Annotated in this window: 18 protein-coding genes; 11 read left to right on the forward strand and 7 right to left on the reverse strand. The window is 54.8% G+C overall.

Features of this window, described 5'->3' with window-relative positions:
- Nucleotides 1-106 precede the first annotated feature (106 nt).
- From phoB to lnt, 6 genes are all read left to right on the forward strand, one after another.
- On the forward strand, nt 107-814 hold the full coding sequence (phoB, locus tag AACH41_RS02535) for a phosphate regulon transcriptional regulator PhoB (RefSeq protein WP_194749295.1): 708 nt from the start codon (nt 107-109) through the stop codon (nt 812-814).
- 112 nt (nt 815-926) lie between these two features.
- A complete protein-coding gene (locus AACH41_RS02540; RefSeq protein ID WP_338656520.1) occupies nt 927-2,555 on the forward strand; it encodes a hypothetical protein in 1,629 nt (542 codons plus the stop codon).
- Nucleotides 2,556-2,600: 45 nt separating this feature from the next.
- On the forward strand, nt 2,601-3,578 hold the full coding sequence (locus AACH41_RS02545; RefSeq protein WP_338656521.1) for a glycosyltransferase family 2 protein: 978 nt from the start codon (nt 2,601-2,603) through the stop codon (nt 3,576-3,578).
- A gap of 7 nt (nt 3,579-3,585) precedes the next feature.
- A complete protein-coding gene (locus AACH41_RS02550) occupies nt 3,586-3,972 on the forward strand; it encodes a GtrA family protein (protein WP_275356639.1) in 387 nt (128 codons plus the stop codon).
- Entirely contained in the window at nt 3,969-4,820 is an 852-nt protein-coding gene (locus AACH41_RS02555; RefSeq protein WP_338656523.1) for a ChbG/HpnK family deacetylase, read from the forward strand. The genes AACH41_RS02550 and AACH41_RS02555 overlap by 4 nt, the downstream gene beginning before the upstream one ends.
- A complete protein-coding gene (gene lnt / locus AACH41_RS02560) occupies nt 4,811-6,289 on the forward strand; it encodes an apolipoprotein N-acyltransferase (RefSeq protein WP_338656524.1) in 1,479 nt (492 codons plus the stop codon). The genes AACH41_RS02555 and lnt overlap by 10 nt, the downstream gene beginning before the upstream one ends.
- A 497-nt stretch (nt 6,290-6,786) precedes the next feature.
- Here the strand turns inward: lnt and AACH41_RS02565 are convergent, their stop codons facing one another.
- The 4 genes from AACH41_RS02565 to AACH41_RS02580 form a co-directional block, all read right to left on the reverse strand.
- Nucleotides 6,787-9,861 (reverse strand): CusA/CzcA family heavy metal efflux RND transporter, encoded by a 3,075-nt coding sequence (locus AACH41_RS02565; protein WP_338656526.1) that lies wholly within the window; start codon nt 9,859-9,861, stop codon nt 6,787-6,789.
- 2 nt (nt 9,862-9,863) lie between these two features.
- Nucleotides 9,864-10,952 (reverse strand): efflux RND transporter periplasmic adaptor subunit, encoded by a 1,089-nt coding sequence (locus AACH41_RS02570; protein WP_338656528.1) that lies wholly within the window; start codon nt 10,950-10,952, stop codon nt 9,864-9,866.
- Complete coding sequence (locus tag AACH41_RS02575) at nt 10,949-12,241, reverse strand: TolC family protein (protein WP_275356644.1); 1,293 nt, start codon at nt 12,239-12,241, stop codon at nt 10,949-10,951. The genes AACH41_RS02570 and AACH41_RS02575 overlap by 4 nt, the downstream gene beginning before the upstream one ends.
- Nucleotides 12,242-12,304: 63 nt before the next feature.
- The gene (locus AACH41_RS02580) at nt 12,305-12,742 is read right to left on the reverse strand and encodes a hypothetical protein (RefSeq protein ID WP_338656531.1); all 438 of its coding nucleotides are present in this window, start codon (nt 12,740-12,742) and stop codon (nt 12,305-12,307) included.
- Between the two features lie 171 nt (nt 12,743-12,913).
- Between AACH41_RS02580 and glyQ the strand changes: the two genes are divergently transcribed.
- From glyQ to AACH41_RS02605, 5 genes are read left to right on the forward strand one after another with little or no spacing between them, the layout of a single operon-like run.
- Complete coding sequence (glyQ, locus tag AACH41_RS02585) at nt 12,914-13,858, forward strand: glycine--tRNA ligase subunit alpha (RefSeq protein ID WP_338656533.1); 945 nt, start codon at nt 12,914-12,916, stop codon at nt 13,856-13,858.
- Entirely contained in the window at nt 13,855-15,954 is a 2,100-nt protein-coding gene (gene glyS, locus AACH41_RS02590) for a glycine--tRNA ligase subunit beta (RefSeq protein ID WP_338656535.1), read from the forward strand. The genes glyQ and glyS overlap by 4 nt, the downstream gene beginning before the upstream one ends.
- A 21-nt stretch (nt 15,955-15,975) precedes the next feature.
- Nucleotides 15,976-16,518, forward strand: a complete 543-nt coding sequence (gmhB, locus tag AACH41_RS02595; protein ID WP_194749307.1) for a D-glycero-beta-D-manno-heptose 1,7-bisphosphate 7-phosphatase — start codon at nt 15,976-15,978, stop codon at nt 16,516-16,518.
- Nucleotides 16,518-17,231 carry a lysophospholipid acyltransferase family protein gene (locus tag AACH41_RS02600; protein WP_338656537.1) on the forward strand — a complete coding sequence of 238 codons (714 nt, stop codon included), beginning with the start codon at nt 16,518-16,520 and terminating at the stop codon, nt 17,229-17,231. The genes gmhB and AACH41_RS02600 overlap by 1 nt, the downstream gene beginning before the upstream one ends.
- Nucleotides 17,228-17,941 carry a SprT family zinc-dependent metalloprotease gene (locus tag AACH41_RS02605; protein WP_338656539.1) on the forward strand — a complete coding sequence of 238 codons (714 nt, stop codon included), beginning with the start codon at nt 17,228-17,230 and terminating at the stop codon, nt 17,939-17,941. Before AACH41_RS02600 ends, AACH41_RS02605 begins: the two co-directional genes overlap by 4 nt.
- A 12-nt stretch (nt 17,942-17,953) precedes the next feature.
- Here the strand turns inward: AACH41_RS02605 and AACH41_RS02610 are convergent, their stop codons facing one another.
- From AACH41_RS02610 to AACH41_RS02620, 3 genes are all read right to left on the reverse strand, one after another.
- A complete protein-coding gene (locus AACH41_RS02610; RefSeq protein WP_338656541.1) occupies nt 17,954-18,862 on the reverse strand; it encodes a DMT family transporter in 909 nt (302 codons plus the stop codon).
- Between the two features lie 178 nt (nt 18,863-19,040).
- Entirely contained in the window at nt 19,041-20,447 is a 1,407-nt protein-coding gene (locus AACH41_RS02615) for an efflux transporter outer membrane subunit (protein WP_275356651.1), read from the reverse strand.
- 27 nt (nt 20,448-20,474) lie between these two features.
- The gene (locus tag AACH41_RS02620; RefSeq protein WP_338656545.1) at nt 20,475-23,570 is read right to left on the reverse strand and encodes an efflux RND transporter permease subunit; all 3,096 of its coding nucleotides are present in this window, start codon (nt 23,568-23,570) and stop codon (nt 20,475-20,477) included.

A 23,570-nucleotide genomic window follows, 5' to 3' on the forward strand; every position in this document is an offset into this window, starting at 1 on the left:
TTGATTAAATTTATGTGATGTTGTCATTAAAATGTCATAATTCATTCATAAACTGGCGAGCATTCAATTAAGTAGTTTGATCTCAATATTGCTCGAAGGGAGTGTCATGGCTGCAGCGAATATTTTGGTGGTAGAAGACGAACCGGCGATCCAGGAATTGCTGGCGTTGAATATCAAACAGGCGGGGCATCATGCTATCCGTGCCACCAGCGTTGAACATGCACAAATGTTGTTACGCGAAACGATGCCAGACCTGATTTTACTGGACTGGATGTTGCCTGGCATGAGCGGGATCGAGTTTGCGCGCAGGCTTAAATCTGACAGCATGACCAAAGAAGTGCCGATTATCATGCTCACTGCCCGCGGCGATGAGTTTGACAAGGTGCGTGGTCTAGAAGTGGGTGCGGATGATTATGTGACCAAGCCATTCAGCCCGCGTGAATTAAATGCACGCATCAAGGCCGTGTTGCGCAGACGTGCGCCGCAGATGACAGATGATCCGATTGAAATTGCCGGCTTGCATCTAGACCCGACTACCCATCGTGTGACTGGTCATAATGTCCATATTCCACTGGGACCTACCGAATTCAAACTGCTGCATTTCTTCATGACCAATCCGGAGCGTGTGCATAGCCGTACGCAACTGCTGGACAAGGTGTGGGGTGACCGTGTCTTTGTTGAAGACCGTACCGTGGATGTGCATATCCGTCGTTTACGCAACGCACTGGTGGCCTCCAATCATCAGGAAATGATTCAGACTGTCCGCGGTTCAGGCTACCGTTTCTCCGTGCATACCGATCCTGGTACGCAATAAGCATTCTTCCTTAATTTGACAAAATACGAGCAAGACCATGGGTCTTGCTCTACCATCCGGCAGGGTGTCGTGATACGCTTGCGCCTGTTTCATTTTTTTAATGGCAAGGCCCATGAACGCTGCTGCAAATGCTTCCTTGAATGAGTCACTTTACCGCTGGTTGATCCGGCTGTTTTGGCTTGTACTGGTCGCATGGGTGGCGTTGACCTTCCGTCAGCATGGCATCAGCAATGATGAGTATGTGCAGCATACCTATGGCCAAATGCTGCTCGACTGGTATCAGTCGGGATTCAAGGACCAGGACGCTTTTCATTACCGTAATCTATATCTCTATGGCGGCCTGTTCGATATTATCGCGGCCGCACTCGACCCCTATATCCCGGTCATGATCTGGGATATCCGACACCTGCTCTCGGCCTTGTTTGGCTTGCTTGGTTTTTATGGTGTCTCGCAATTTGGCCGGTTGCTAGGCGGCCCCCGTCTGGCACTGTTGGCAATGACCATGTTGTTTTTGACGGTGTCGTGGTCAGGCACCATGTTTACCCATACCAAAGATGTTCCGTTTGCGACCTGCATGCTGTGGGCGCTGTATGCCACCGCCTTGGTGGTGCGCGACATGGAACTGGTGAGTGGCAGAGTCATTGTCCTGCTTGGCTTTGCGGTCGGCGGTGCGCTTGGCTTGCGCGTGGGCGGCGCCTTTGCCGTGATTTACCTGGTTTTGCTGGTCATGCTGCGGGCCTGGCTCGATCACAGGCAACTGCATACCCCGATATTTTCGCGCCTGGTGCGTATGGTGTGGGTGTTGCTGCCTGCGGCAGTGCTGGCGTTTGTGTTTATGGCCATGTGCTGGCCGTGGAGCGTGATCGAGGCCGACAACATGCTGGAGGCGGCCAAGTCGTTCTCCCATTTTGACTTTAATATGCAAACCATCGCCAACGGGGTGGTGTATAACATCAGCGAAGTTCCACGCAGCTATTTGTTCCAGTATCTGGCGGTGAAGTTGCCTGAGGCAGCGCTATTGGCGTTTGCCGGGGTTGTCCTACTATGGCTGCTGAATAGACGGTCACTGCGCCTGGCCGACAATGCAACACGCATGCCTATGTATACGCTGTTGATGGGCATCCTGTTTCCGTTGGTCTTTGTCATGGATGACCGTCCCGCTTTGTACAATGGCGTCCGACACTTTACCTTTATCTTGCCCTTGCTGGCCATCTTGTCTGCCTGGTCTGTGCTCGCGGTTTGGCAGGCCTGCCTGCAGTGCACATCGTCCTTGCATTATCACGCCCAGGCGCTGTGGGCGGGGGTTATCGCCGGACTCATGCTGGTGACGCTGGTGGATATTGTGCAAATGCATCCGTATCAATACGTCAGGTTAAATCGTCTGGTTGGCGATCAGGCACAAGCACAGTTCAAATGGGAGGGCGATTACTGGTCCAGCGCCCTGCGGGCGGCTGCGGCCCAACTCACGGCCCTGCATTTGCCCGCGCGCAGCCAGCCTTATTGGGTGGCCGCCTGTGTGGATACGCCACAAATTGAGCCCTATCTGGATGGTCGCTTCAGTGTCACCCGCCGCTGGGAGGAAGCAGATTTTTTCCTCTCCACCACCAATATGCATTGCCACGAGGTCATGCAAGGCAAACTCATCAGTGGCGTCCAGCGCGATGGCATGTGGCTGGCGGTAGTCAAGGACCGTCGTCACTTGCAAGGGGCGGATCGCAAAGCGACGCCAGCCAAAAACTAACCGCAATCCGCTACAATAGTCCCAGTTATTTTTGAGTATGACGCCATGACCACTGCTGTTAGCCATCGCCAATCTGCCCAGCCGCATATGACGGTGATGGTGCCTGCTTACAACGAAGAAAAAAATATTGCAAAAACCTTGCAAAATATCCGGCAAGATTTGCAGCAAATGTCGCCCAACTGGGACATTGTCGTGGTGGATGACGGTAGCCGTGATCAGACCTCTCTCGTGGTGCAGTCGCTGGTGGAAGAGTGTCGTGTGACCCTGGTCAAGTTCTCCCGCAACTTTGGCAAGGAAAACGCCATCAGCGCTGGCCTGACTTATGCCAAGGGTGAGATCGTCATTTGTATGGATGCCGATGGTCAGCACGCTTCAGATCTGATGTACACCATGCTGGAAAAGTGGCGGGAAGGATATGACATGGTCTATGCCGTGCGTCAGGACCGCGAGCAGGAATCGCCTTTCAAACTCTGGGGATCTCGGCTGTTTTATCGCATGATGAGTAGCAGCACCCATGTGGAAATCCCACGCGACGCCGGTGATTTCCGCCTGATGGACCGTAAAGTGGTCGATGCGCTGTGTGCACTGCCAGAACGCAACCGCTTCATGAAAGGTATCTATGCCTGGGTTGGCTACAAGTCGATCGGCATTCCGTACACCCCATTGCCGCGGTTGCATGGTGAAAGTGCTTATTCAAAACTCAAGCTGATTGCCTTGGCCTGGACTGGCATTACCAGTTTCTCGGTGTTGCCTTTGCGTCTGGCCAGCCTGACTGGTGCCACCCTGGCTATTCTGGCGTTTGCTTATGGTCTGCTGGTGGTCATTGATGCGCTGTTTTTTCATGAGTCTGTCCCTGGATGGCCCACGGTCGTCGCCAGCATGATGTTCCTGTCTGGTGTGCAGTTGTTGTTTATCGGCGTGCTTGGCGAATATCTGGCACGTGTTTACGATGAGGTCAAAGGGCGGCCACCCTACATTGTGGCAGAAGTCGTCACGCCTGCGCCATCAGCGGATTCCCGCTAAGCGTCCCATGCGTGCCTCGGTACTCGGGTTTGTCAGTGTTGGTGCCTTCGCGGCCGCCGTCCATTATGTCATGGCGCTACTGGCTCATGCCTGGGGCCTGTCACCGGCACAGGCGAATTGGATCGGTTTCTTATGCGCATTTCCGGTCAGTTACCTCGGTCATCGGCTTTGGTCTTTTCGCGGCACACAAGCCAATCATCTGGCGGCATTCTGCAAGTTTTTTGCGGTGGCCTTATTGGGGTTCTTTGGCAATCAGGCCCTGTTATGGCTGGGGCTGAACTATACGCCGCTGCCTTTCTGGCTGGTGCTCGGCTGCGTGATGGTGATGGTCGCGGCAAGCACCTGGCTGCTCAGCCGCTTTTGGGCGTTTCAACACCATGAGGGCCAAGCATGACGCAGCTGATTATTTGTGCAGATGATTATGCGCAGTCCGCCGAGATTGATGACGCCATCCTGGCCTTGATCGAGCGCGGCGTATTGACCGCCACCTCTTGCATGACCTTGAGTCCGCGCTGGCAAGAGAGTGCCCGGCATGTCACGCCAGCCATCCGCAATTTGGCAGACATCGGCTTGCATCTTGATTTCACGCAGTACGCGCACACCTCACGCTTTGCACATCCCGTCCTGATCATGCGCAGCCTGTGCGGCATGCTCAACCCTGCAGATGTGACGGCGAATATCACACAGCAACTGGATGCCTTTGAAGCGGCCTTGCACACGCCGCCTGATTATATTGATGGTCACTTGCATGTGCACCAGTTGCCAGTCATCCGCGAATCGTTGATCACACTCATGCAACAACGCTATGGCCATCTGCCCGTGGATCAACGTCCCTGGTTGCGTATTTCCAGCCCGCCAGCAGCAACCGGTCTCAAGGCGCGCATTATTCATTGGCTAGGCGCACAAGCCTTGCAGCGACAGGCAAGTGCGGCTGGTTTCCGGGTCTCGCCAGTCTTATTAGGCGTCTATGATTTTCAGGGCGATGCTGCCGCCTATCAGGCACACTGGATAGAATGGGCCAGACAACTCAAGCAACTGGCGCCTGTCAGGCAAAACGAATTGCCACCTGTGCTCATGTGCCATCCTGCCCGGCCAACACAGACGGTGGATCCCTTGGACCCCATCGCCATTGCGCGCATGATCGAGTGGCAAGTCATGCAGTCCGCCGATTTTTCAGCCTGGCTTAAGATGGCAGATTTACAGCCGGTCAAAGGCCACCCGAAAGGCCTGCCATGCGCGTAATGAATGCTTGGCTTAATCAGGCCTCGTGGATGCAGCAAGCCGCTCTTTCATGCCTGTTAGGCGCGTTAACGGTGTTTGGTTTTGCGCCGTTTAACCTGTTTTGGCTACCTTGGCTGACGCTGGCAGCGTTGCTGGTAATTTGGCAGCAGGCGGCCACACCCGCGCAAGTGTTCAGGCTGGGCCTGGCGTTTGGCTTGGGCTTATACGGTGTTGGTATCTACTGGATTTATATCAGCCTGCATACCTTTGGCGGCATGCCCTGGTGGTTTGCCGGTTTTTGTACCTTTTGCCTGTGCGCCTTCATGGCACTGTTCCCGGCCATCGCGGGTTACCTGGCAAAGAAAGTCGGTCATCTGCTATGGTCTGCGCCACTGCTATGGGCTTTGTCAGACTGGGTGCGTAGCTGGATTTTTACCGGGTTCCCCTGGTTGACTCTGGGCTACAGTCAGGCCCCAGATAGCCCGCTCAGCGGTTTTCTGCCTGTCGTTGGCATCTATGGCGTCTCTGCCTTGCTCATGCTGGGGGCTGCCAGTCTTGCTTGCCTGCTGATCACGCCGCAGCGTAAACCTGCTTTCATCATGCTCGCGCTATTGTGGCTAGGCGGCAGCCTGCTGACACTGGTGCCGTGGACGCAGCCTACGGGAAAACCTGTCTCGGTCGCCTTGCTGCAAGGCAACATTAGCCAAACCATCAAATGGTCGCCTGAGCACGCGGAACAGGCCCTGCGTCAGTATTTCGACATGGTGCAGCAAACACGAGCCCAACTGATGGTGCTGCCCGAAACCGCCTTGCCAGTGTTGCTTGACCAACTTGCGCCCAGCTATCTCGATGCTCTCAAACAGCACGCAGTACAGCAAAAAGGCGACCTCTTGGTCGGCGTTGTTGAGTCCAAACAAGACCAGTACTTTAATAGCGCCATCAGCCTGGGCAGCTCTCCCACACAGTCATACTCCAAAAGCCACCTGGTGCCTTTTGGCGAATTTATTCCGCTTAAAAGCCTGTTCGGCTGGATCTACCGAGACTGGCTGCATATGCCGCTCAGCGATTTATCCCGCGGCACATCGAAACAGCCATTGCTGATTGCCGGGCAAAAAGTCGGTGTCAATATTTGCTATGAAGACGTGTTTGGGGAAGAAATTGCCCAGCAACTGCCGCAAGCCGAGCTCTTGGTCAATATCAGCAACGATGCCTGGTACGGACAATCGTTTGCGGCCGACCAGCATATGCAATTCAGCCAGGTGCGCGCCATTGAAACCGGGCGGATGGTGTTGCGTAGCACCAATACGGGCGCGACCGCCATCATCGATAAAAATGGCCAGGTATTGCAGCATGCACCGCATGATGAGGCGGTGATTTTGACGGGCGAAGCGCAGAGCTACCAAGGACAGACGCCTTATGTTTGGTGGGGGAATTGGGCGTTTTTGGTCTTGAGTGTGGCAGGATTGATCTGGATTAGGGTAAGAAGGTAATTCTTGCTGCTTGCGTTTGCGGATTGAAGTAGACCAGTCTTGTCGCTAGCGCAGTCACTTCTGCGTGGGTTTAAGAGGCGATTCTTACGACATTCTTGGTCCACATCAAGGTTGATTGATAGAGTAGTAGGGTGGGCATGGATGCCCACGCGGATAGTTGCTTGTAATCTGTGATGTTCTATTTCGCCACTCGGCGAGTGATTTTTCTTTGCTTGCTCAAAGAACAAGTCAGCAAAAGAAAGTGCACCCGAGTTTCCGCTGATTCCCTGCGGTGCTCGGCTTAGGGATTTCGTCCATTGCTTTGCCGGACTTAGGCTAAGCGCTCGCGAAACTCATCTTGGCTAGAACTGCCAATACGGCTTCACCTGAAGCTCAGCCTATGCCGCAACACGGTGCTGGACGAGGTGACTTTCTGGAGGTAAGTCACTGGTCTAAAGGCGAAAAGATTGCCTGACCAGTCAGCCAAACATCAATGCTAAGAAGAGTTGCTTGCTCATTTAACCCCTCTTTTCCCTACCAAAAAAGTGCTGATACAAAATCGGCAAGACAAACAATGTTAAAAAGGTCGCTGTGATGAGGCCACCAATCACCACAATGGCTAATGGCCGTTGAATCTCAGCGCCTGGTCCGGTGGCAAACAATAAGGGAATCAAGCCAAAGGCGGTGATGCTGGCGGTCATGAGTACAGGCCGCAGGCGGCGTTTGGCGCCTTCGTAGGCGATGAGGCTGGCGGCCATCCCTTGTTCGGCCAGGTGTTGGAAGTGACTGACCATCACGACGCCATTTAGTACGGCGATCCCTAGCAGCGCGATAAAGCCGACCGAGGCTGGGACAGACAGGTATTCACCTGACAGCCACAGTGCGAACACACCACCGATCATGGCGAATGGGATGTTGGCGAGTATGAGCAGGGCTTTGGGCAGGGAGCCGAAGGTCATGAACAGCAGCAGGGCAATCAGTGTGACTGCAATCGGGATGACGATGCTAAGCCTTGCGGCGGCACGTTGCTGGTTTTCGAACTGGCCGCCCCATTTCAGCCAGTAGCCTTCGGGTAGCGCTACTTGCTGTGCCACTTTTTGCTTGGCTTCTTCTACAAAGCTGACCAGATCGCGCCCTTTAACATTGGCGGTGACGACGACCATGCGGTTGCCGCGTTCGCGGTCTACCTTGACCGGGCCTTCTTCGCGCACGACGTGAGCGACGCTGGAAAGCGGGACGGTGCCACCTTGTGGCAGCGCCAGCATCAGCTGGCTGAAGTCGGCGGCAGATTCGCGCACGATCTGGCTGCCGCGCAGCAAGATCGGGGTGCGGCGGTTGCCTTCCAGCACGATACCCAGCAATTTGCCTTCGAGCTGGCTTTGCAGCAGGGTGTTGATGTCCGCCACGCTAAGGCCGAGTCGTCCGGCGGCGACGCGGTCTATCTTGATTTGCAAATATTGCACGCCACTGTTTTGCGGCGTATAGACATCCTGATTGCCAGGGATGGATTCGAGCACTTTGATGATTTGCTGCGCTTTCTGGTCGAGTACGTTGAGGTCTGTCCCAAAGATTTTGAGCGCCAAATCACCACGCACACCGAGGATCATTTCGTTTACGCGCATTTCGATCGGTTGCGTGAAGTTGTAATCCAGTCCGGGAACGCTGTGCATGACTTGGCGCAGCTTTTCGATCAGCGTCGCTTTGTCTGGCACTTGCCATTGGTCACGTGGTTTGAGCACCAGAAAATTATCGGTCTGATTCACGCCCATCGGGTCCAGGCCCAGTTCATCAGCGCCCGCCCTGGAGTAAACGCCTTCGAGTTCTGGCACCTGTTGTAGCAGCGTTTGTTGCAGATGGTTATCTGTTACGATGCTTTGTTGCAGGGAAATAGAAGGCAGTTTTTCGGTGCCGATGATGATGTCGCCTTCATCCATGGTGGGCATAAAGGTTTTGCCGATCCGTGGATAGACGATGGCTGTGAGCACCAGCAGGACAACCGCGGCTAAAAGTACAGGGCGCTTATGTTGCATGGCCGTGTTCAGTGCGCTGGCATACCAGTGATTGAGGTGCCGGATCAACCACGGGTTTTCGCTGGTCTGGTCGCGGATGAGGAACGAGGCCAGTACTGGAATAATGGTGAGCGATAGCAACAACGATGAACCGAGAGCGAAAATAATGCTCAGCGCCACCGGTGCAAACAGCTTGCCTTCCAACCCTTGCAGACTGAGCAAGGGGAGGAAGACGGTCATGATGATGATCATACCAGCACTGACAGGCACACTGACCTCGCGCATGGCCGCGAGAATGATGCCGAGTTTATCTGTGGTGGGTGAGGCTTGCTTGTGCGCCAGATGTTCGACGATGTTTTCGACCACCACCACGGCAGAGTCGACCAACATGCCAATGGCGATGGCAAGGCCCCCCAATGACATGAGATTGGCTGACATGCCATATTGCTGCATCAGCCAAAAGGTGGCGAGCATGGCCAGGGGCAAGGCGCAGGCGACCGTGAGCGCTGCACGCAGGTTACCTAAAAACAGTACCAGTAAAATCAGCACCAGCACTACCGCTTCCATCAGCGCCTTGTTCACCGTGTGTACCGCGTGTTCGACCAGATTGCCACGGTCATAAAACACATGAATATTGACGCCCTTGGGGAGGGTGGGGGCGATTTCATCCAGTTTGGCACGTACGCCTTCCACCACTTGTCTGGCGTTCGCGCCCCTTAAGCCCAACACCAGGCCTTCCACCGCTTCACCTTTACCATTACGGCTGACGGCACCGTAACGGGTCAATTCCCCGATGCGGACTTCGGCAACATCCGCGATGCGTATGGGGCTGCCCTGGTGACCTTTGAGCACGGTATGGCGCACATCATCCAGCGTCTTAAAGGCGCCTTCAGCACGGACCAGTAAAGACTCTTCGCCATCCTTGAGGCGGCCTGCACCATCATTGCGGTTGTTTTCGCTGATGGCTTGTTGCAGCTCGCTCAAGGCGACGCCACGGGCCTGCAGCTTGGTGTTATCCGGCACGATTTCAAAGCTGCGCACCAGTCCGCCCAGGGCATTGACATCGGCCACGCCAGGCACGGTGCGCAAACGTGGACGAATCACCCAGTCCAGGAGCGAGCGCTTTTCCTGCAGGCTGAGCGTGTCCGACTCTATGGTGAACATGAACATTTCGCCGAGCGGAGTGGTCATGGGGGCGATGCCGCCAGAAATCTCGGCGGGCAAGTTGGGCCAGGCATTGTTGAGCCGCTCGGTGACTTGCTGTCGCGCCCAGTAGATATCGGTGCCGTCTTCAAAGTCGATGGTGATGTCGGTCAGGGCATATTTCGCCACCGCGCGTAAACTGGTTTGTTTGGGGATGCCCAGCATCTCGACTTCAATCGGTGCGGTAATCCGCGTCTCAACTTCTTCCGGCGTCATCCCTGGTGATTTGATGATAATTTTGACTTGCGTCGAAGAGACGTCCGGGAAGGCGTCAATGGCAATGGTCTGATAAGCGGTCCAGCCTGCGAACAGCAGTCCGATCGCAAACACGCACACCAGTAGCCGCTGCTTGAGCGAGTTTTCAATGAGCCAGTTCAACATGCTTATTCTCCCCCCATGCCCAGCCAATAACCTTTTAAGGCGGCTACGCCATGCGTGGCGATACGCTCATTGCCAGTTAAATCGGCTTTGATAATGAGCTGTTGGTCTTCTTCCAGCAGAATGTTGACGGGCATGACGGTCACGCCGTTGGCTTGTTGCACAAAAATCAGGGCCTGTTCGCCCTGGCGGGCCACCGCCGTTCTCGGGACGGCAAAACTGTGTTGTGTCGTATGCTCAACCAGCGCCACATCTACGATTTGCCCGATAGACAGTTGCTCGGCGCCTTCGCTAATCACGGCACGGACTTGCGTTGTTTGGTTGTTTTTGTTGAGCTTGCGCAACACGGTTTCAACTTTGGCGCTCAGCCCCAACTTGGGCAATTTGACGGCTGTGCCAGGCGTCAGTGTGCTGGCCTGAGTCATCGGCAGCTGCATCATCAGCCATAACGGCTTAGGATTCATGATCGTGAAAATCGGCATGGCCATGTCCACGCGTGCACCTACGGATTGTTGCTGATCCATGATTTGGCCGCTGATAGGCGCAATAATGACCATGCCGTTTTGCATGCTGCGTTTTTGCGCCAGCTGATGGATTTGCGTTTCGCTCAGGCCAGACAGCTTGAGGGTTTGTTGCCGCTCATGCATGAGCGCCTGGCTGGTTTCATAGGCGCTTTGGGTTTCCTGCATCCGGCGCTGGGCAATAATGCCGTCCTTGAATAATTCCTGGTCACGTTTGAGGGCTTGCTCATGCAGTCTGGCCTGGGTTTCTGCTTGCAGATAATTGCTTTGCAAGGCGATCAGGTCTGGGCTGCTGAGCTGGCCGATGACCTGGCCTTGTTTCACACTATCGCCGACACTGACATTCAGTTTGGTAATCAGGCCGGCTTGCGGCGCGGTGACGACGCGTGTTTGCGTGGGCGGCAAGACGACTTCTGCGGGATAGCTGGCAGAAAGACCGGTTTGCTGGGCTTTCAACGGCCCCCATTGCACCTGCATTTGCTGCAGTTGTGACGCGGTCAGTGGCAAGCGTATGGCCGCCAGGGTGTTCAAGGATAGGCAAGCCGCGAGCGTGAATAACAGTATTTTTTTCATGGGAGGACTCCTACGGCCTGATTGTATTTGGCGATATTCCATTGCACTTGAAGTTGCTGGCTGCTCAAACTGCGTTCAGCTTCAAAAGCCAGCAGTTGCAGGCGTAATAATTGGTTGAGGTCAAGCTCGCCCAGCCGATAGGCTTTGCGTGCCAGCGCAAAATTTTCACTGGCGATGGCTTGTTGTTGCTCGATGACGGCGAGCTCCTGGCGGCTGACATGCAGGTTGTGCTCAGCCTCGTGCAGGCTGTTTTCGAGCTGGCGGCGCAGGGTTTCCAGTTGCATGCGGGCATCGCCGATATTTTGTTCTGCATTGGCAATCAGGGGCGCACGCTGCACTTCGCTTTGCAGCGGGATGTTGACATAAAGCCCCATGCTGCTATTGAACTTGCTATCAAACCCTCCTTGCATAGTGCGCGTGTTCACCGTGAGCGTCGGGTTTTGTCGCTGCTCTATCATGGTCAGGTCACGCTGCCCTTCTGCCAGCTTGACTTTTGCCTGGGCTGCCAGCCAAAACGGGGATTCTGTATAGCCTTCACGGCTGGAGAGGGATTCTTCGAGGCGGGCTGGCATTTCATTCAGACCGGTCAACTGCTGGTAGCGGAATTGCGCATGCATGAGTTCTGCCTGTGCCGTGATCCACAAGCGCTCAGCCTGCAAGGTTTCCTGGCTGGTTTGCATCACCTCGAGTCTGGCCACCTCTCCCGCCCGAAAGCGTTTTTGCACATCCTCGGCAATGCTGCGCAAGGTGTCGCGTCTGCTTTCTGCCAGACGCAACTCGTTACGGCGCATGGCAATCTCCCAAACCGCATTGCGCAACAAGTCTGCCGCCAGCTGTTGCAGACTGGCCTGGTCCTGTGACAGGCTGTTATCGGCCAAACTGGCCACCTGGCTACGCGCTTCGCGTTGCCCCGGTAGCCAGATCGGGATTTGCATTTGTGCTTGCCATTCGCGCTCATCGCGATCACTCAGCCAGGCATCGTTTTGATGAGAGAAACCGACGCTAGGTGCCAGGGGCAACCAGCTTTTTGCCATGATTTTGCGTGCGTTGACCATTTGCTGATGCGCGGCCAGCAAGGCTTGTTGCGGGTGAATGGCCACCACCTGCTGCAAAACCTCGTGCAGTGACAGGCGTGCATTGAGCGCCACGGTATCTTCGTGCTCGGTAGGATGCTGGGCGACACTGGCGGGCATTTTCTCGGCCAGCGCTGGTTGCGCAAGCCAGACGCCGCAGGCGGCAAGCCAGGCGATCAGCAGGGAGCGGTTGACTCCCCTAACTAAATGAAACATAGAGACTCCTGAATAAAACAGGCAAACGGATGGCTAATGCCAACCGGTGCTACGCGTATTTATTCAGGCGTAAGGCGGTGCGCGTGGGGCGTGGCAGGCGAGAGTGAGATTGGACGGAGCGCGTTCCTGACGGTGTCGCTCAAAAGGTTTTTCAGATCGTTGCAGCGCGATTGCCAGCAACAGTAGTGCGGGCAAAATGGCGGCGGGCAGCCAAAAGCTGGCATAGGCATCTATCAGTGATGACAGCGGATTGCTTTCGCTGATGGCTTGGCCTAAGCCGATGATTTGACCGTGCGATTTGTTGGAGTGTACATGCCAGTGAAAAGGGTGCTTGGAAGCTTCGGCCTGAGTATGCAGGGCGGGGATATCCACCATGTGCATGTGCGGACCGTCATCCGCTGCGGTATCACCGGCGGCATGGGCGTGCATGAGTGGCGCGACGGTTTGCAGCAAGGCAAACCATAGCGTCAACAACAATACCCATGTGCGATAAGTGTTCATCTTCTCAATCTAACAAAATTCAGTGAATGCCACAATCGCAAAAAGCCGTAAAAAAAGCATTCAACTCTTCAAATCGGGCTGCCAGGTAGCTGGACAAGGCCTGAATGCAATTTCTTTACCCGGGCTGAATCAGGTAAAATATTGGTTTTACATTTATCTGGATCAGGCGTCATGGTACTGACCTTTCAACAAATTATTTTAAAGCTTCAGGAATACTGGGACAAACAAGGCTGCACTTTGTTGCAACCTTACGATATGGAAGTGGGCGCCGGTACCAGCCACACCGCAACTTTTTTGCGCGCCCTGGGCCCTGAGCCCTGGAAAGCCGCCTATGTGCAGCCTAGCCGCCGCCCCAAAGATGGTCGCTATGGCGAAAACCCAAACCGTTTGCAGCATTACTACCAATTTCAGGTGGTACTGAAGCCCGCCCCCGCCAATATCCTGGAGCTCTACCTCGGCTCACTTGAGGCACTGGGGTTTAATCTGAAAGAAAACGATATCCGTTTTGTCGAAGATGACTGGGAAAACCCGACGCTGGGCGCCTGGGGTCTGGGCTGGGAAGTCTGGCTCAACGGCATGGAAGTGACGCAATTCACCTATTTTCAGCAAGTAGGCGGTATTAACTGCAAACCCATCACCGGTGAGATTACCTATGGTCTGGAGCGGTTGGCCATGTATCTGCAAGGCGTGGAAAACGTCTATGACCTCGAATACTCGCCCGGCGTGAAATATGGCGATGTGTTCCACCAGAATGAAGTGGAACAATCGACTTATAACTTTGAGCATTCTGATGTGGATTTCCTGTTCACGGCCTTTAATGCACATGAGAAACAGGCCAAGCATTTGATGGAAGTGAAGCTGGCTCTGCCGGCGTACGAGCAAGTGCTCAAAGCCGCGCATACGTTTAACCTGCTGGATGCGCGGGGGGCGATTTCCGTCACCGAGCGCGCGGCTTATATTGGCCGTATCCGCAACCTGGCGCGCGCTGTGGCCGCCAGCTATCTCGATAGTCGCGCCCGTCTGGGCTTCCCGATGGCGCCTAAAGCCTGGGCGGATGAAGTCATCGCCAAACTGGAAAGCGAACAAGCCGAACAAAACAAGAAAGCCGCCGCATGAGTACCCGCAATCTGTTAGTTGAATTATTTGTAGAAGAGCTGCCGCCCAAAGCACTGAAAAAACTGGGCGAGTCGTTTAGTAGTGTGCTGGCCGAGAGCTTGAAAGCTTCTGGCCTGGTGGCAGAAGGCAGTGTAGTCACCTCCTTTGCGTCACCCCGTCGTTTAGCCGCACATATCACACAGGTATCCGAAAAAGCGGCGGACAAGCAAGTCGCGCAGAAACTGATGCCAGCAACCGTTGGTCTTGATGCCAACGGGCATGCAACGCCGGCATTAGTGAAGAAGTTGCAGGCCTTGGGTGAGAATGAAAGCGCGGTTGCTAAATTGCGCAAGGAGCACGATGGCAAGGCCGATATTCTGTTTCTGGATGCCACTCAAGCGGGGGCGACCTTGCAAGAAGGCTTGCAAAAAGCGCTGGATGAAACGCTAGCCAAATTGCCTATTCCCAAAGTGATGACTTACCAGATCAATGATGGCTGGGAAAGTGTTCATTTTGTGCGGCCGGCGCATGGACTGGTCGCCTTGCATGGCGATACCGTCGTGCCGATTTCAACCCTGGGGTTGACGGCAGGCAACACCACGCAAGGGCACCGCTTTGAAGCGAAAAATCCGGTGGTGACGCTCACGTCTGCCGACACCTATGCGCAACAACTGGCGGATGAAGGGGCGGTGATTGCGAGTTTTGATGCCCGTCGTGCCGAGATTACGCAGCAATTGCAAGCTGCGGCTGACAAACAAGGCCTAAAGCCGATTGAAGACGACGCATTACTTGATGAGGTCACGGCGCTGGTGGAGCGCCCGAATGTATTGCTGGGCCAGTTTGAAGAAGCGTTTTTGGCGGTGCCGCAAGAGTGCCTGATCTTGACCATGAAGGCCAACCAGAAATACTTCCCGCTACTGGATGCCAACGGCAAGCTGACGAATAAATTTTTAATTGTGTCCAATATTAATCCGGCCGATCCAAGCAAGGTGATTGGCGGTAACGAGCGCGTGGTGCGTCCGCGTCTGGCCGATGCCAAGTTCTTCTTTGACCAGGATCGCAAAAAGACGCTGGAAAGCCGTCTGGCGGGCTTGGGGAGAGTGGTTTACCACAACAAGCTCGGCTCGCAAGGCGAGCGTAATGAGCGTGTGGTGGCGATTGCCACCGCCATTGCGCAACACATCGGCGGTGATGGCTTTGTCGCCAAAGTGGCACAAGCCGCGCGCTTGTCCAAGGCTGACCTGCTGACCGATATGGTCGGCGAGTTCCCTGAATTGCAAGGCATTATGGGCCGCTATTACGCCCAGCATGAAGGCTTGGCCGATGACGTGGCATATGCGATAGAAGACCACTACCGCCCACGCTTTGCCGGTGATGACTTACCACGCAGCCAGGTAGGTGTGGTGGTGGCGTTGGCAGATAAGCTGGAAACCCTGGTGGGCTTGTTCAGCATCGGCGAGAAGCCGACTGGCGATAAAGACCCGTTTGCCTTGCGCCGTCAGGCCCTGGGCATTTTGCGTATGCTGATGGAAACCGATTTGCCGTTGGCCTTTGACCAGTTAATCGCACAAACGCTGAGCGTCTTTCATGGGGATGCCGAGGTGGCAGAAGCCATCCAGGCTTTCTGCTTTGATCGTCTGGCGGTAAACCTGCGTGACCAGGGTGCGACTGCGCAAGAGGTGGATGCGGTATTGTCCTTGTCACCGAACCAGTTGGCAGAAGTGCCGCGCCGGTTAAGTGCCGTGCAAGCGTTTGCCAATTTGGCAGAAGCGCCTGCGCTGGCGGCTGCCAATAAGCGTGTGTCGAATATCCTCAAGAAAGTTGAAGGGGATGTTAAGGCCGAAGTGAACGACAGTTTGTTGCAAGAGCCGGCTGAAAAAGCCTTGTATCAGGCCCTGGCTGACACCAAGCCTAAAGCGGATCAGCTGTTTGAAGCAGGCGATTACACCGCTTCTTTACAGGCACTGGCCGTGCTTAAGGCGCCGGTGGATACCTTCTTTGATGAGGTCATGGTGAATGCCGAGGACCCTGCCTTGAAAGCCAATCGTCTGGGACTGCTGGCGACCTTGCATCAGGCCATGAACCGTGTGGCTGACTTGTCCAAGTTGGCCAGCTAAACAGCCGTCAGGAGTGTAGCCATGAAACTCGTCATTCTTGATCGTGACGGCGTGATTAACCGCGACAGCGCGACCTTTATCAAAAATCCTAACGAATGGATTCCGATTCCGGGGAGCCTGGAGGCGATTGCGCTGCTCAACCAGCATGGCTATCGGGTGGCGGTGGCGACGAATCAGTCGGGCATCGCACGCGGCTATTTTGATATGGCCACGCTCAATGCCATTCACGACAAAATGCACAAAGCCTTGGCGCAAGTCGGTGGTCGTATTGACGCCGTCTTTTATTGCCCACATGCGGCCGATGCCCATTGTGACTGCCGCAAGCCCAAGACCGGCATGCTGGAAGAAATCAGCCGCCGTTTTAATGTTGAGCTGACCAAAGTGCCAGGCGTGGGCGATGCCTTGCGAGACTTGCAGGCCTTCGCCAAAGCCGGTTGCCAGCCTTACCTGGTCCGCACCGGCAAGGGCGAAGAAACCTATAACTTGTCCGAAGTGCCTGCAAACACGATTGTGGTGGCTGATTTGGCCGCTGCGGTACAGCACATCATCGCCGGGGACAAGTAATGCAAACGGTGCTGCTATATGTGCGGGCCTGGCTGTTTTATGTTGGCCTGTTTGTGCTGACCATTCCATTTTCATTGTTGGCAATCTTGCTGATTCCGCTGCCCGCGGTGACGCGTTCACGCTGGGTCAGTGGTTGGGCGCATGCGGTGATGTGGTGGCTGAAGGTCACCTGCAATCTGCGTTATGAAGTCAGTGGCCGCGAGCATATCCCGGCCACGCCCAGTATTATTCTGGCAAAACATCAATCTGCCTGGGAGACCATTGCCCTGCAAACCATTTTGCCGCCGCAAGTGTGGGTGCTCAAAAGAGAGTTGCTCATGATCCCGTTTTTTGGCTGGGGTTTGTGGGCGGTGGGCTCGATTCCGATTGACCGCAGCAGTGGCCGCGAAGCGCTGAAGAAATTAGTGAATCACGGCAAAGACCGGCTCAAGCGTGGCTTGTGGGTGGTGATTTTTCCGGAAGGCACACGTACCGCCCCCGGTGCCCGCGCCAAGTATCATATTGGTGGCGCCTGGCTGGCGAGCCATACCCAAACCGCGGTGTTGCCGGTGGCGCACAATGCAGGCCGCTACTGGCGTAAAAACTCCATCCTTAAATATCCAGGCGTGATTCAGGTGGTGATCGGCCCAGCCATCGCCACCAACGGCCTCAAGCCGGATGCACTGAATCAGCAAGTCGAAACATGGATTGAAACGGAGATGCAGCATCTGTGATCACGCAGCAGTTGCAACTGCCAAATGGGCAAACGATTGCTTACCAGCTGGATCTGCGGGCACGTAGAACCATAGGCCTTAAAATCACGGCCGAGGGCTTGGTGGTCCATGCGCCCAAGCGCATTTCTACCTCGCAATTGCAGCAAGTTTTGCAGGAAAAATCCAGCTGGATACAGCAAAAGCTGGCTCTGCGTGAGGCCAACCAAGTGGCCCCCATGCAATGGCTGGATGGTGAGCCGCTGTTGTTTATGGGCCAGGATATTGTGCTGACCCTAATTGCGCATCCCACCAGCAAGGCAGTCACGCTCGAAGGTGACAAGTTGCTGGTCCGTTCACCTTATATCAACAATCCCGACTGGGTCGCGCGCAAAGTGCTGCAATGGTATGCGCAGCAGGCTTTGCCTGATTTTAAACGCCGCGTTGCCTTAATTGCCGCCCAAATGGGCGAGCAGGTGAGCGGTGTCGGACTTTCCAATGCCAAGTCACGCTGGGGCAGTTGCAATAGCCGCAAGCAGATTCGCCTGAACTGGCGCTTGATCCAGGCGCCGCCGCATGTGATTCAATATGTGGTGTGTCATGAAATGGCGCATCTGAAAGAAATGAATCATTCAGCCAGGTTTTATGCGGTGCAGGCCAGTTTGTTTCCGCAATACGAACATGCCGAGAAGGCGTTAAAGGCCCTGTCGCCTATCCTGCATCGCATGGCTTGATTCATCAGGCTTTTAGTGAGGCTTGCCTGTGTTCGCCAGCCCAATACCACAAAAGATCGTCAGCATGCCTGCCAGTTGGTAGCCATGAAAGGGTTCGCTCAATAATACGCTGGAGAGTAATGAGCCAAAAATCGGCATGGCATGAATAAACACGCTGGCGCGCACCGAGCCGACCAATGTGACAGCCTTGGCATAAGCCAGGAAAGCAATCACCGAAGGAAAAATCCCAATATAAAGCAGTGACCAGACCGTTTGTATATGGTCTACCGTTGTCACGGCGGTCTGCTTCTCCCAAATATAGAGCGGTAACAATAAAATCAGCGCAATCAGGACCTGGCATAGCATGAGCCCGGTGCGGTCAATAAACGCTGGAATCTGTTTTAGCCACAAGGTAAACAACGCCCAGCAGATCATGGCGACAAAAATAATCATATCGCCAGGAGCAAATGCCAGCGATCGCAGCACTTGTATATCGCCATGCGAGACGACCGTCAGGACGCCGATCAATGAAATCAGTAGCCCGAGCAATTGACGGGTCGATAAGCGTTGCTGATAAAACAACCCGCCAAAGATTGCGACTAGAAAGGGAATAAACGAATTCAGGATAATCCCGTTGGTTGCGCTGGTGCTATGCAAGCCCCAGTACACCAGCAGATTAAATGCAAGTACGCCCGTCATTGCGGTCCCTAGCACATGCCAGCGGTAATTTAGGTAGTGGACGCGGTCACGCAAAAACGGTTTGATCGCAAAAGGGAGCAAGCATAAAAACGCCAGGCCCCAGCGGATCAGGGATAAAGCAACGGGCGGCACCTCATGGCTGACGGCGCGGCCTGCGATAAAGTTACCTGCCCAAAGCAGGGGCGGGAGAAGTAACAGCCCCAGTGTATATGGGGTAAGAGTGGCGTGCGATGTGTCTGTCATCTGGGGATTGCATACGATGATTACCTGTTTGCTGACATGGTATGCTGCCCCAGCCTCTCTGGCTAGGGGCAATGTTGGATGATTGTGTACCTGAGTGCTAAAAGGGTTAGTGAGGCGAATGGCCAGGCCGCTGGCGGGTCAGGGGGCGATCGCCCGCGTTTCCTTTGTGCTCCTGATGTCAGAATGCGCCGCCCCCCAGGACTTTATATAAGGTCACCTGATTGGAGACTTCCGACAGCCTGACGCTGATGAGATTCTGTTGCGCAGCGTAGTAGCTACGTTGCGCATCCAGTACCGTCAGGTAACTATCCAGGCCTTTCTCGAATCTGGCGCGTGATAGTACAAAGCTTCTTTGCGTGGCATTCACCTGTGCCGTTTGTGCCGACAATTGTTCTTCCAGCGTGGCACGCAATGCCAGCGCGTCAGAGACCTCTTTGAACGCGGTTTGAATCGCTTTTTCATATTGCGCCACGCTAATCTCCCGGCTGACTTCGGCAACCTTCAGGTTGGCCTTGTTTAACCCACCATTGAAGATGGGCAGTACGATTTGCGGTGCAAAACTCCAGACATGGTTATTGCCGCTAAACAGGCTCCCCAACTCCGGGCTGGCCAAACCGGCGGATGCCGTCAATGAAATGGTCGGAAAGAAGGCTGCTCTGGCCGCACCAATATTGGCGTTATTGGCCTGAAGCGTGCGCTCTGCTTCCAGCACGTCCGGCCTGTTCTGCAAGACCGTAGAGGGAAGGCCATCAGGCAGGCTGGCGGTTTGGGAGACGGCCTGCAAATTGTTCACCTGTTCAAGATTGATATTCGGAGGCTCACCCACCAGTAGTGCCAGCGCGTTTCTATCCTGGTCTACCTGGGTCATATATTTGGCGACATTGACGCGGGCAGATTCCACGCTGGTTTCCACTTGCCGCAGCGTCAGCTCATTGATACTGCCCAAAGCCAGTTGCCGTTTACTCAAGTCGAAAGTCGCCTGTTGGGTGCGCAAGGTTTCCCGTGCCAGCGCCAGGTTTTCACTATCTGCGGCCAATGTCAGGTAGGCGTTCGCCACCTCAGACACCAGGCTGATCTGGGCGCTTCTCTTGGCCTCTTCTGTTGACAGGTATTGATACACGGCCTGATCGCGCAGGCTGCTGATGCGCCCGAAAAAGTCCATCTCATAGGAAGAGAATCCCAGGTTTGCCGAATACTGGTGGCTGTTAAATGTCATGGGTCCGGTCGGCAAGTTCAGCATCATCCGTTGATTGGTCCCGCTGACCGTGCCATTCACCTTGGGAAACAGGGCCGCCCGCTGGATCTGATATTGGGCACGCGCCTTTTCGATATTGAGCGAGGCGACCCTTAAGTCACGGTTGTTTTCCAGCGCCTGCCGGATCAACTTTTTCAATTCGTTGTCGGTAAAAAATTGCTCCCAGCCCAATTCAGCCGAGAGTGTGTCTCCCGTCAGTTTTGCTTGGCCTGACGATGGCTGCCATTGTGCAGGAATCGGTGCGGCAGGCCTTTCATAGTTGGGTTGCATGTTGATGCAGCCTGCCAGCAGCAGGCTGGCAATCACAATGGGATAGCGTGATTTATTCATGTTCGTTATTCCTTTTAATGAGCGACCTTAGCCTTTGAATACCCTGCGTACCGCCACGAAAAACAGCGGTACAAACAGGATGGCGAGTACGGTGGCTGTGAGCATGCCGCCAATCACACCTGTGCCCAGCGCATTTTGGGCACCAGAGCCTGCGCCAGTCGAAATGGCAAGCGGCAGCACGCCAAGGATGAAGGCCAGCGATGTCATGATAATTGGCCGGAAGCGCAGCCTTAACGCCTCTAATGTGGCCTCTGTCATCTCTTTGCCTTGCTCCATTTTTTCCTTCGCAAACTCCACAATCAGGATGGCATTTTTGGCAGACAGGCCTATCGTCAGCAGCAAGCCAACCTGGAAATACACATCGTTGGAGAGTCCCCGCATGGACGCTGCAATCAAGGCGCCGACGACCCCCAGAGGCACCACCAGCATGACTGCAAATGGAATGGACCAGCTCTCATACAATGCTGCCAGGCATAAAAACACAATGAGCAGTGATAAAGCATACAGAGCGGGGGCTTGTGAACCGGTCATGCGCTCCTGGTATGACAATCCTGTCCACTCGTAGCTGATGCCGGGAGGCAAGGTTGCCGCCAATGATTCCATGATGGCCATCGCCTCGCCGGTACTATGCCCGGGTGCCGGGGCGCCCAGGATTTCTACCGAAGATTGACCGTTATAGCGTTCCAGCTTGGGTGACCCATAAGCCCAGTGTGCGCTGGCGAATGAGGAAAATGGCACCATTTCACCGCTGGCATTTTTCACATACCACTGATCAAAATCCTTGGGTTCCATCCGTGCTGAAGTGGCCCCTTGCAGGTACACGCGCTTGACCCGGCCGCGGTCCATAAAGTCATTGACGTAAGTGCTCCCCCAGGCGGTGGAAAGCACTGAGTTGATATCCGCGAGGGAAATGCCCAGGGCACTGGCTTTGGCTTGATCAATATCCAGCTTGTATTCTGGTGAGTCTTCCTGCCCGTTTGGCCGCACCCCGACCAATGACCGATTCGCCGAGGCCATCCCCAGCAGCTGGTTGCGTGCCTGCATGAGGGCTTCATGCCCAAGGCCTGCCCGGTCTTGCAACTGGAGGTCAAAACCCGAAGCATTTCCTAACTCGACCACGGCTGGCGGGCCGAATGCAAAGACCATGGCCTCGTTAATGGTTGAGAATTTGCCCATGGCTTTTCCGATCACCGCTGATATTTTCAGGTCAGGTCGTTTACGTTCTGACCAGTCTTTCAAGCTGACAAAGGCGAGCCCATTGTTCTGGCCACTCCCCGCAAAGCTGAAGCCAGACACCGTGAACACGGATGCGACAGCCTCCTTTTGTTCGGCCAGGAAATGATGCTCTACCTTGTTTAGGACTGCCCGGGTGCGCTCTGTTGTTGCCCCGGCAGGCAAGATCACTTGCGTAAACAGGATACCCTGGTCTTCATCAGGCAAGAAAGCCTGCGGCAAACGGAGAAATAATAGCGCCATCACGCCAACAATCAGCGCATATATCAGCCCGTAGCGGCCAAGACGATGCAGCATACGGGCAACCACGGATTGACTGCCTTGCGTCGTGCGTTCCACGCCACGGTTAAATACCTTAAAGGCACCCGTCAACGGGTTGTGTGTCTTGGCGTGTGGTTTGAGTAAGGTGGTGCACAGGGCAGGTGTCAGAATCAGGGCTACTAGCACTGAAAGCACCATGGCCGATACGATGGTGATGGAGAATTGCCGGTAAATGACGCCGGTCGAGCCACCGAAAAATGCCATGGGGACGAATACCGCCGAGAGCACAAGCGCGATGCCGATCAAGGCCCCGCTAATTTGCGTCATCGAGCGGCGGGTAGCTTCCTTGGCAGACAGCCCCTCTTCGTGCATCACCCGCTCGACGTTCTCTACCACCACAATGGCATCGTCTACCAGCAGGCCAATCGCCAGTACCATGGCAAACATGGTCAGCGTATTGATCGAGTATCCGGTGGCGGACAACACGGCAAATGTCCCCAGCAGGACCACAGGCACGGCAATGGTCGGGATGAGTGTGGCACGGATATTTTGCAGGAAAAGATACATCACCAGAAATACCAAGATGATGGCTTCTACCAGCGTTTTGATGACTTCCTCGATGGAGACTTTGACAAAGGGGGTCGTGTCATACGGCATCACCGCCTTCATGCCCGCCGGGAAAAACTGCTCCAGCTCAAGCAGTTTAGCCTTGACGGCTTGAGCCGTTTCCAGCGCATTGGCGCCGGTTGCCAGCTTGATTGCCAGGCCTGTTGCCGGTTTGCCGTTATATTGAGCGACAACCTCATAGCTTTCGCCACCGAGTTCAATTTGGGCGACATCCTGCAATCTGACCGCAGCCCCATTGGCGGTGCTTTTTAATAAAATCTGCCCAAACTGCTCGGGTGTTTGCAAACGACTTTGCGCCGTCACCGTGGCATTTAATTCTTGCCCTTTTTTGGCAGGCATGCCACCGATTTGTCCTGCTGACACCTGGGCGTTCTGTGCTGTGATCGCCGCGCTGATTTCGGCAGGCGTCAGCCCAAAATTGTGCAGCTTGGCCGGATCCAGCCATATGCGCATGGCATATTTGGTCCCAAAAACCTGCGTATCGCCTACGCCATTCACCCGGCTGATAATGTCCTGGACATTCGACCCGACATAGTCCCCCAGATCGATGCTCGACATGCTGTTGTCTTCTGAGATAAACGCAGCCACCATGAGGAAGTTATTGGAAGCTTTGGCGACCTGCACGCCTTGTTTTTGCACATCCTGCGGCAGCAGCGGGGTAGCCAGCGCGAGCTTGTTCTGGACCTGTACCTGTGCAATATCCGGGTCAGTTCCCGCGTCAAAGGTCAGTGTAATGGTGACGCTGCCTGAAGCGTCGCTGGTCGAGGACATATAGGTCAGGTGGTCGATCCCTTTCATTTTTTGCTCGATCACCTGGGTGACGCTGTCTTCCACCGCTTTGGCTGAGGCGCCCGGGTAAGTGGTTGTGATGGAGATGGCTGGCGGTGCAATCATCGGGTATTGCGCAATCGGTAATGACCGGATCGCGAGTATGCCTGCCAGCATGATCACGATCGCAATCACCCAGGCAAAAATAGGGCGGTCAATAAAAAATTTAGACAT

Origin of the sequence: Methylophilus sp. DW102 (assembly GCF_037076555.1) — a bacterium.
In the GTDB taxonomy this organism is placed as follows: Bacteria; Pseudomonadota; Gammaproteobacteria; order Burkholderiales; family Methylophilaceae; genus Methylophilus; species Methylophilus glucosoxydans.

Coding starts and splice junctions, on each gene's coding strand:
- AACH41_RS02620 (WP_338656545.1), bottom strand. CDS start 23,570: ATGTCTAAATTTTTTATTGACCGCCCTATTTTTGCCTGGGTGATTGCG.
- AACH41_RS02570 (WP_338656528.1), bottom strand. CDS start 10,952: ATGAAAAAAATACTGTTATTCACGCTCGCGGCTTGCCTATCCTTGAAC.
- phoB (WP_194749295.1), top strand. CDS start 107: ATGGCTGCAGCGAATATTTTGGTGGTAGAAGACGAACCGGCGATCCAG.
- AACH41_RS02550 (WP_275356639.1), top strand. CDS start 3,586: ATGCGTGCCTCGGTACTCGGGTTTGTCAGTGTTGGTGCCTTCGCGGCC.
- AACH41_RS02615 (WP_275356651.1), bottom strand. CDS start 20,447: ATGAATAAATCACGCTATCCCATTGTGATTGCCAGCCTGCTGCTGGCA.
- AACH41_RS02540 (WP_338656520.1), top strand. CDS start 927: ATGAACGCTGCTGCAAATGCTTCCTTGAATGAGTCACTTTACCGCTGG.
- AACH41_RS02580 (WP_338656531.1), bottom strand. CDS start 12,742: ATGAACACTTATCGCACATGGGTATTGTTGTTGACGCTATGGTTTGCC.
- lnt (WP_338656524.1), top strand. CDS start 4,811: ATGCGCGTAATGAATGCTTGGCTTAATCAGGCCTCGTGGATGCAGCAA.
- glyQ (WP_338656533.1), top strand. CDS start 12,914: ATGGTACTGACCTTTCAACAAATTATTTTAAAGCTTCAGGAATACTGG.
- AACH41_RS02565 (WP_338656526.1), bottom strand. CDS start 9,861: ATGTTGAACTGGCTCATTGAAAACTCGCTCAAGCAGCGGCTACTGGTG.
- glyS (WP_338656535.1), top strand. CDS start 13,855: ATGAGTACCCGCAATCTGTTAGTTGAATTATTTGTAGAAGAGCTGCCG.
- AACH41_RS02545 (WP_338656521.1), top strand. CDS start 2,601: ATGACCACTGCTGTTAGCCATCGCCAATCTGCCCAGCCGCATATGACG.
- gmhB (WP_194749307.1), top strand. CDS start 15,976: ATGAAACTCGTCATTCTTGATCGTGACGGCGTGATTAACCGCGACAGC.
- AACH41_RS02555 (WP_338656523.1), top strand. CDS start 3,969: ATGACGCAGCTGATTATTTGTGCAGATGATTATGCGCAGTCCGCCGAG.
- AACH41_RS02610 (WP_338656541.1), bottom strand. CDS start 18,862: ATGACAGACACATCGCACGCCACTCTTACCCCATATACACTGGGGCTG.
- AACH41_RS02575 (WP_275356644.1), bottom strand. CDS start 12,241: ATGTTTCATTTAGTTAGGGGAGTCAACCGCTCCCTGCTGATCGCCTGG.
- AACH41_RS02600 (WP_338656537.1), top strand. CDS start 16,518: ATGCAAACGGTGCTGCTATATGTGCGGGCCTGGCTGTTTTATGTTGGC.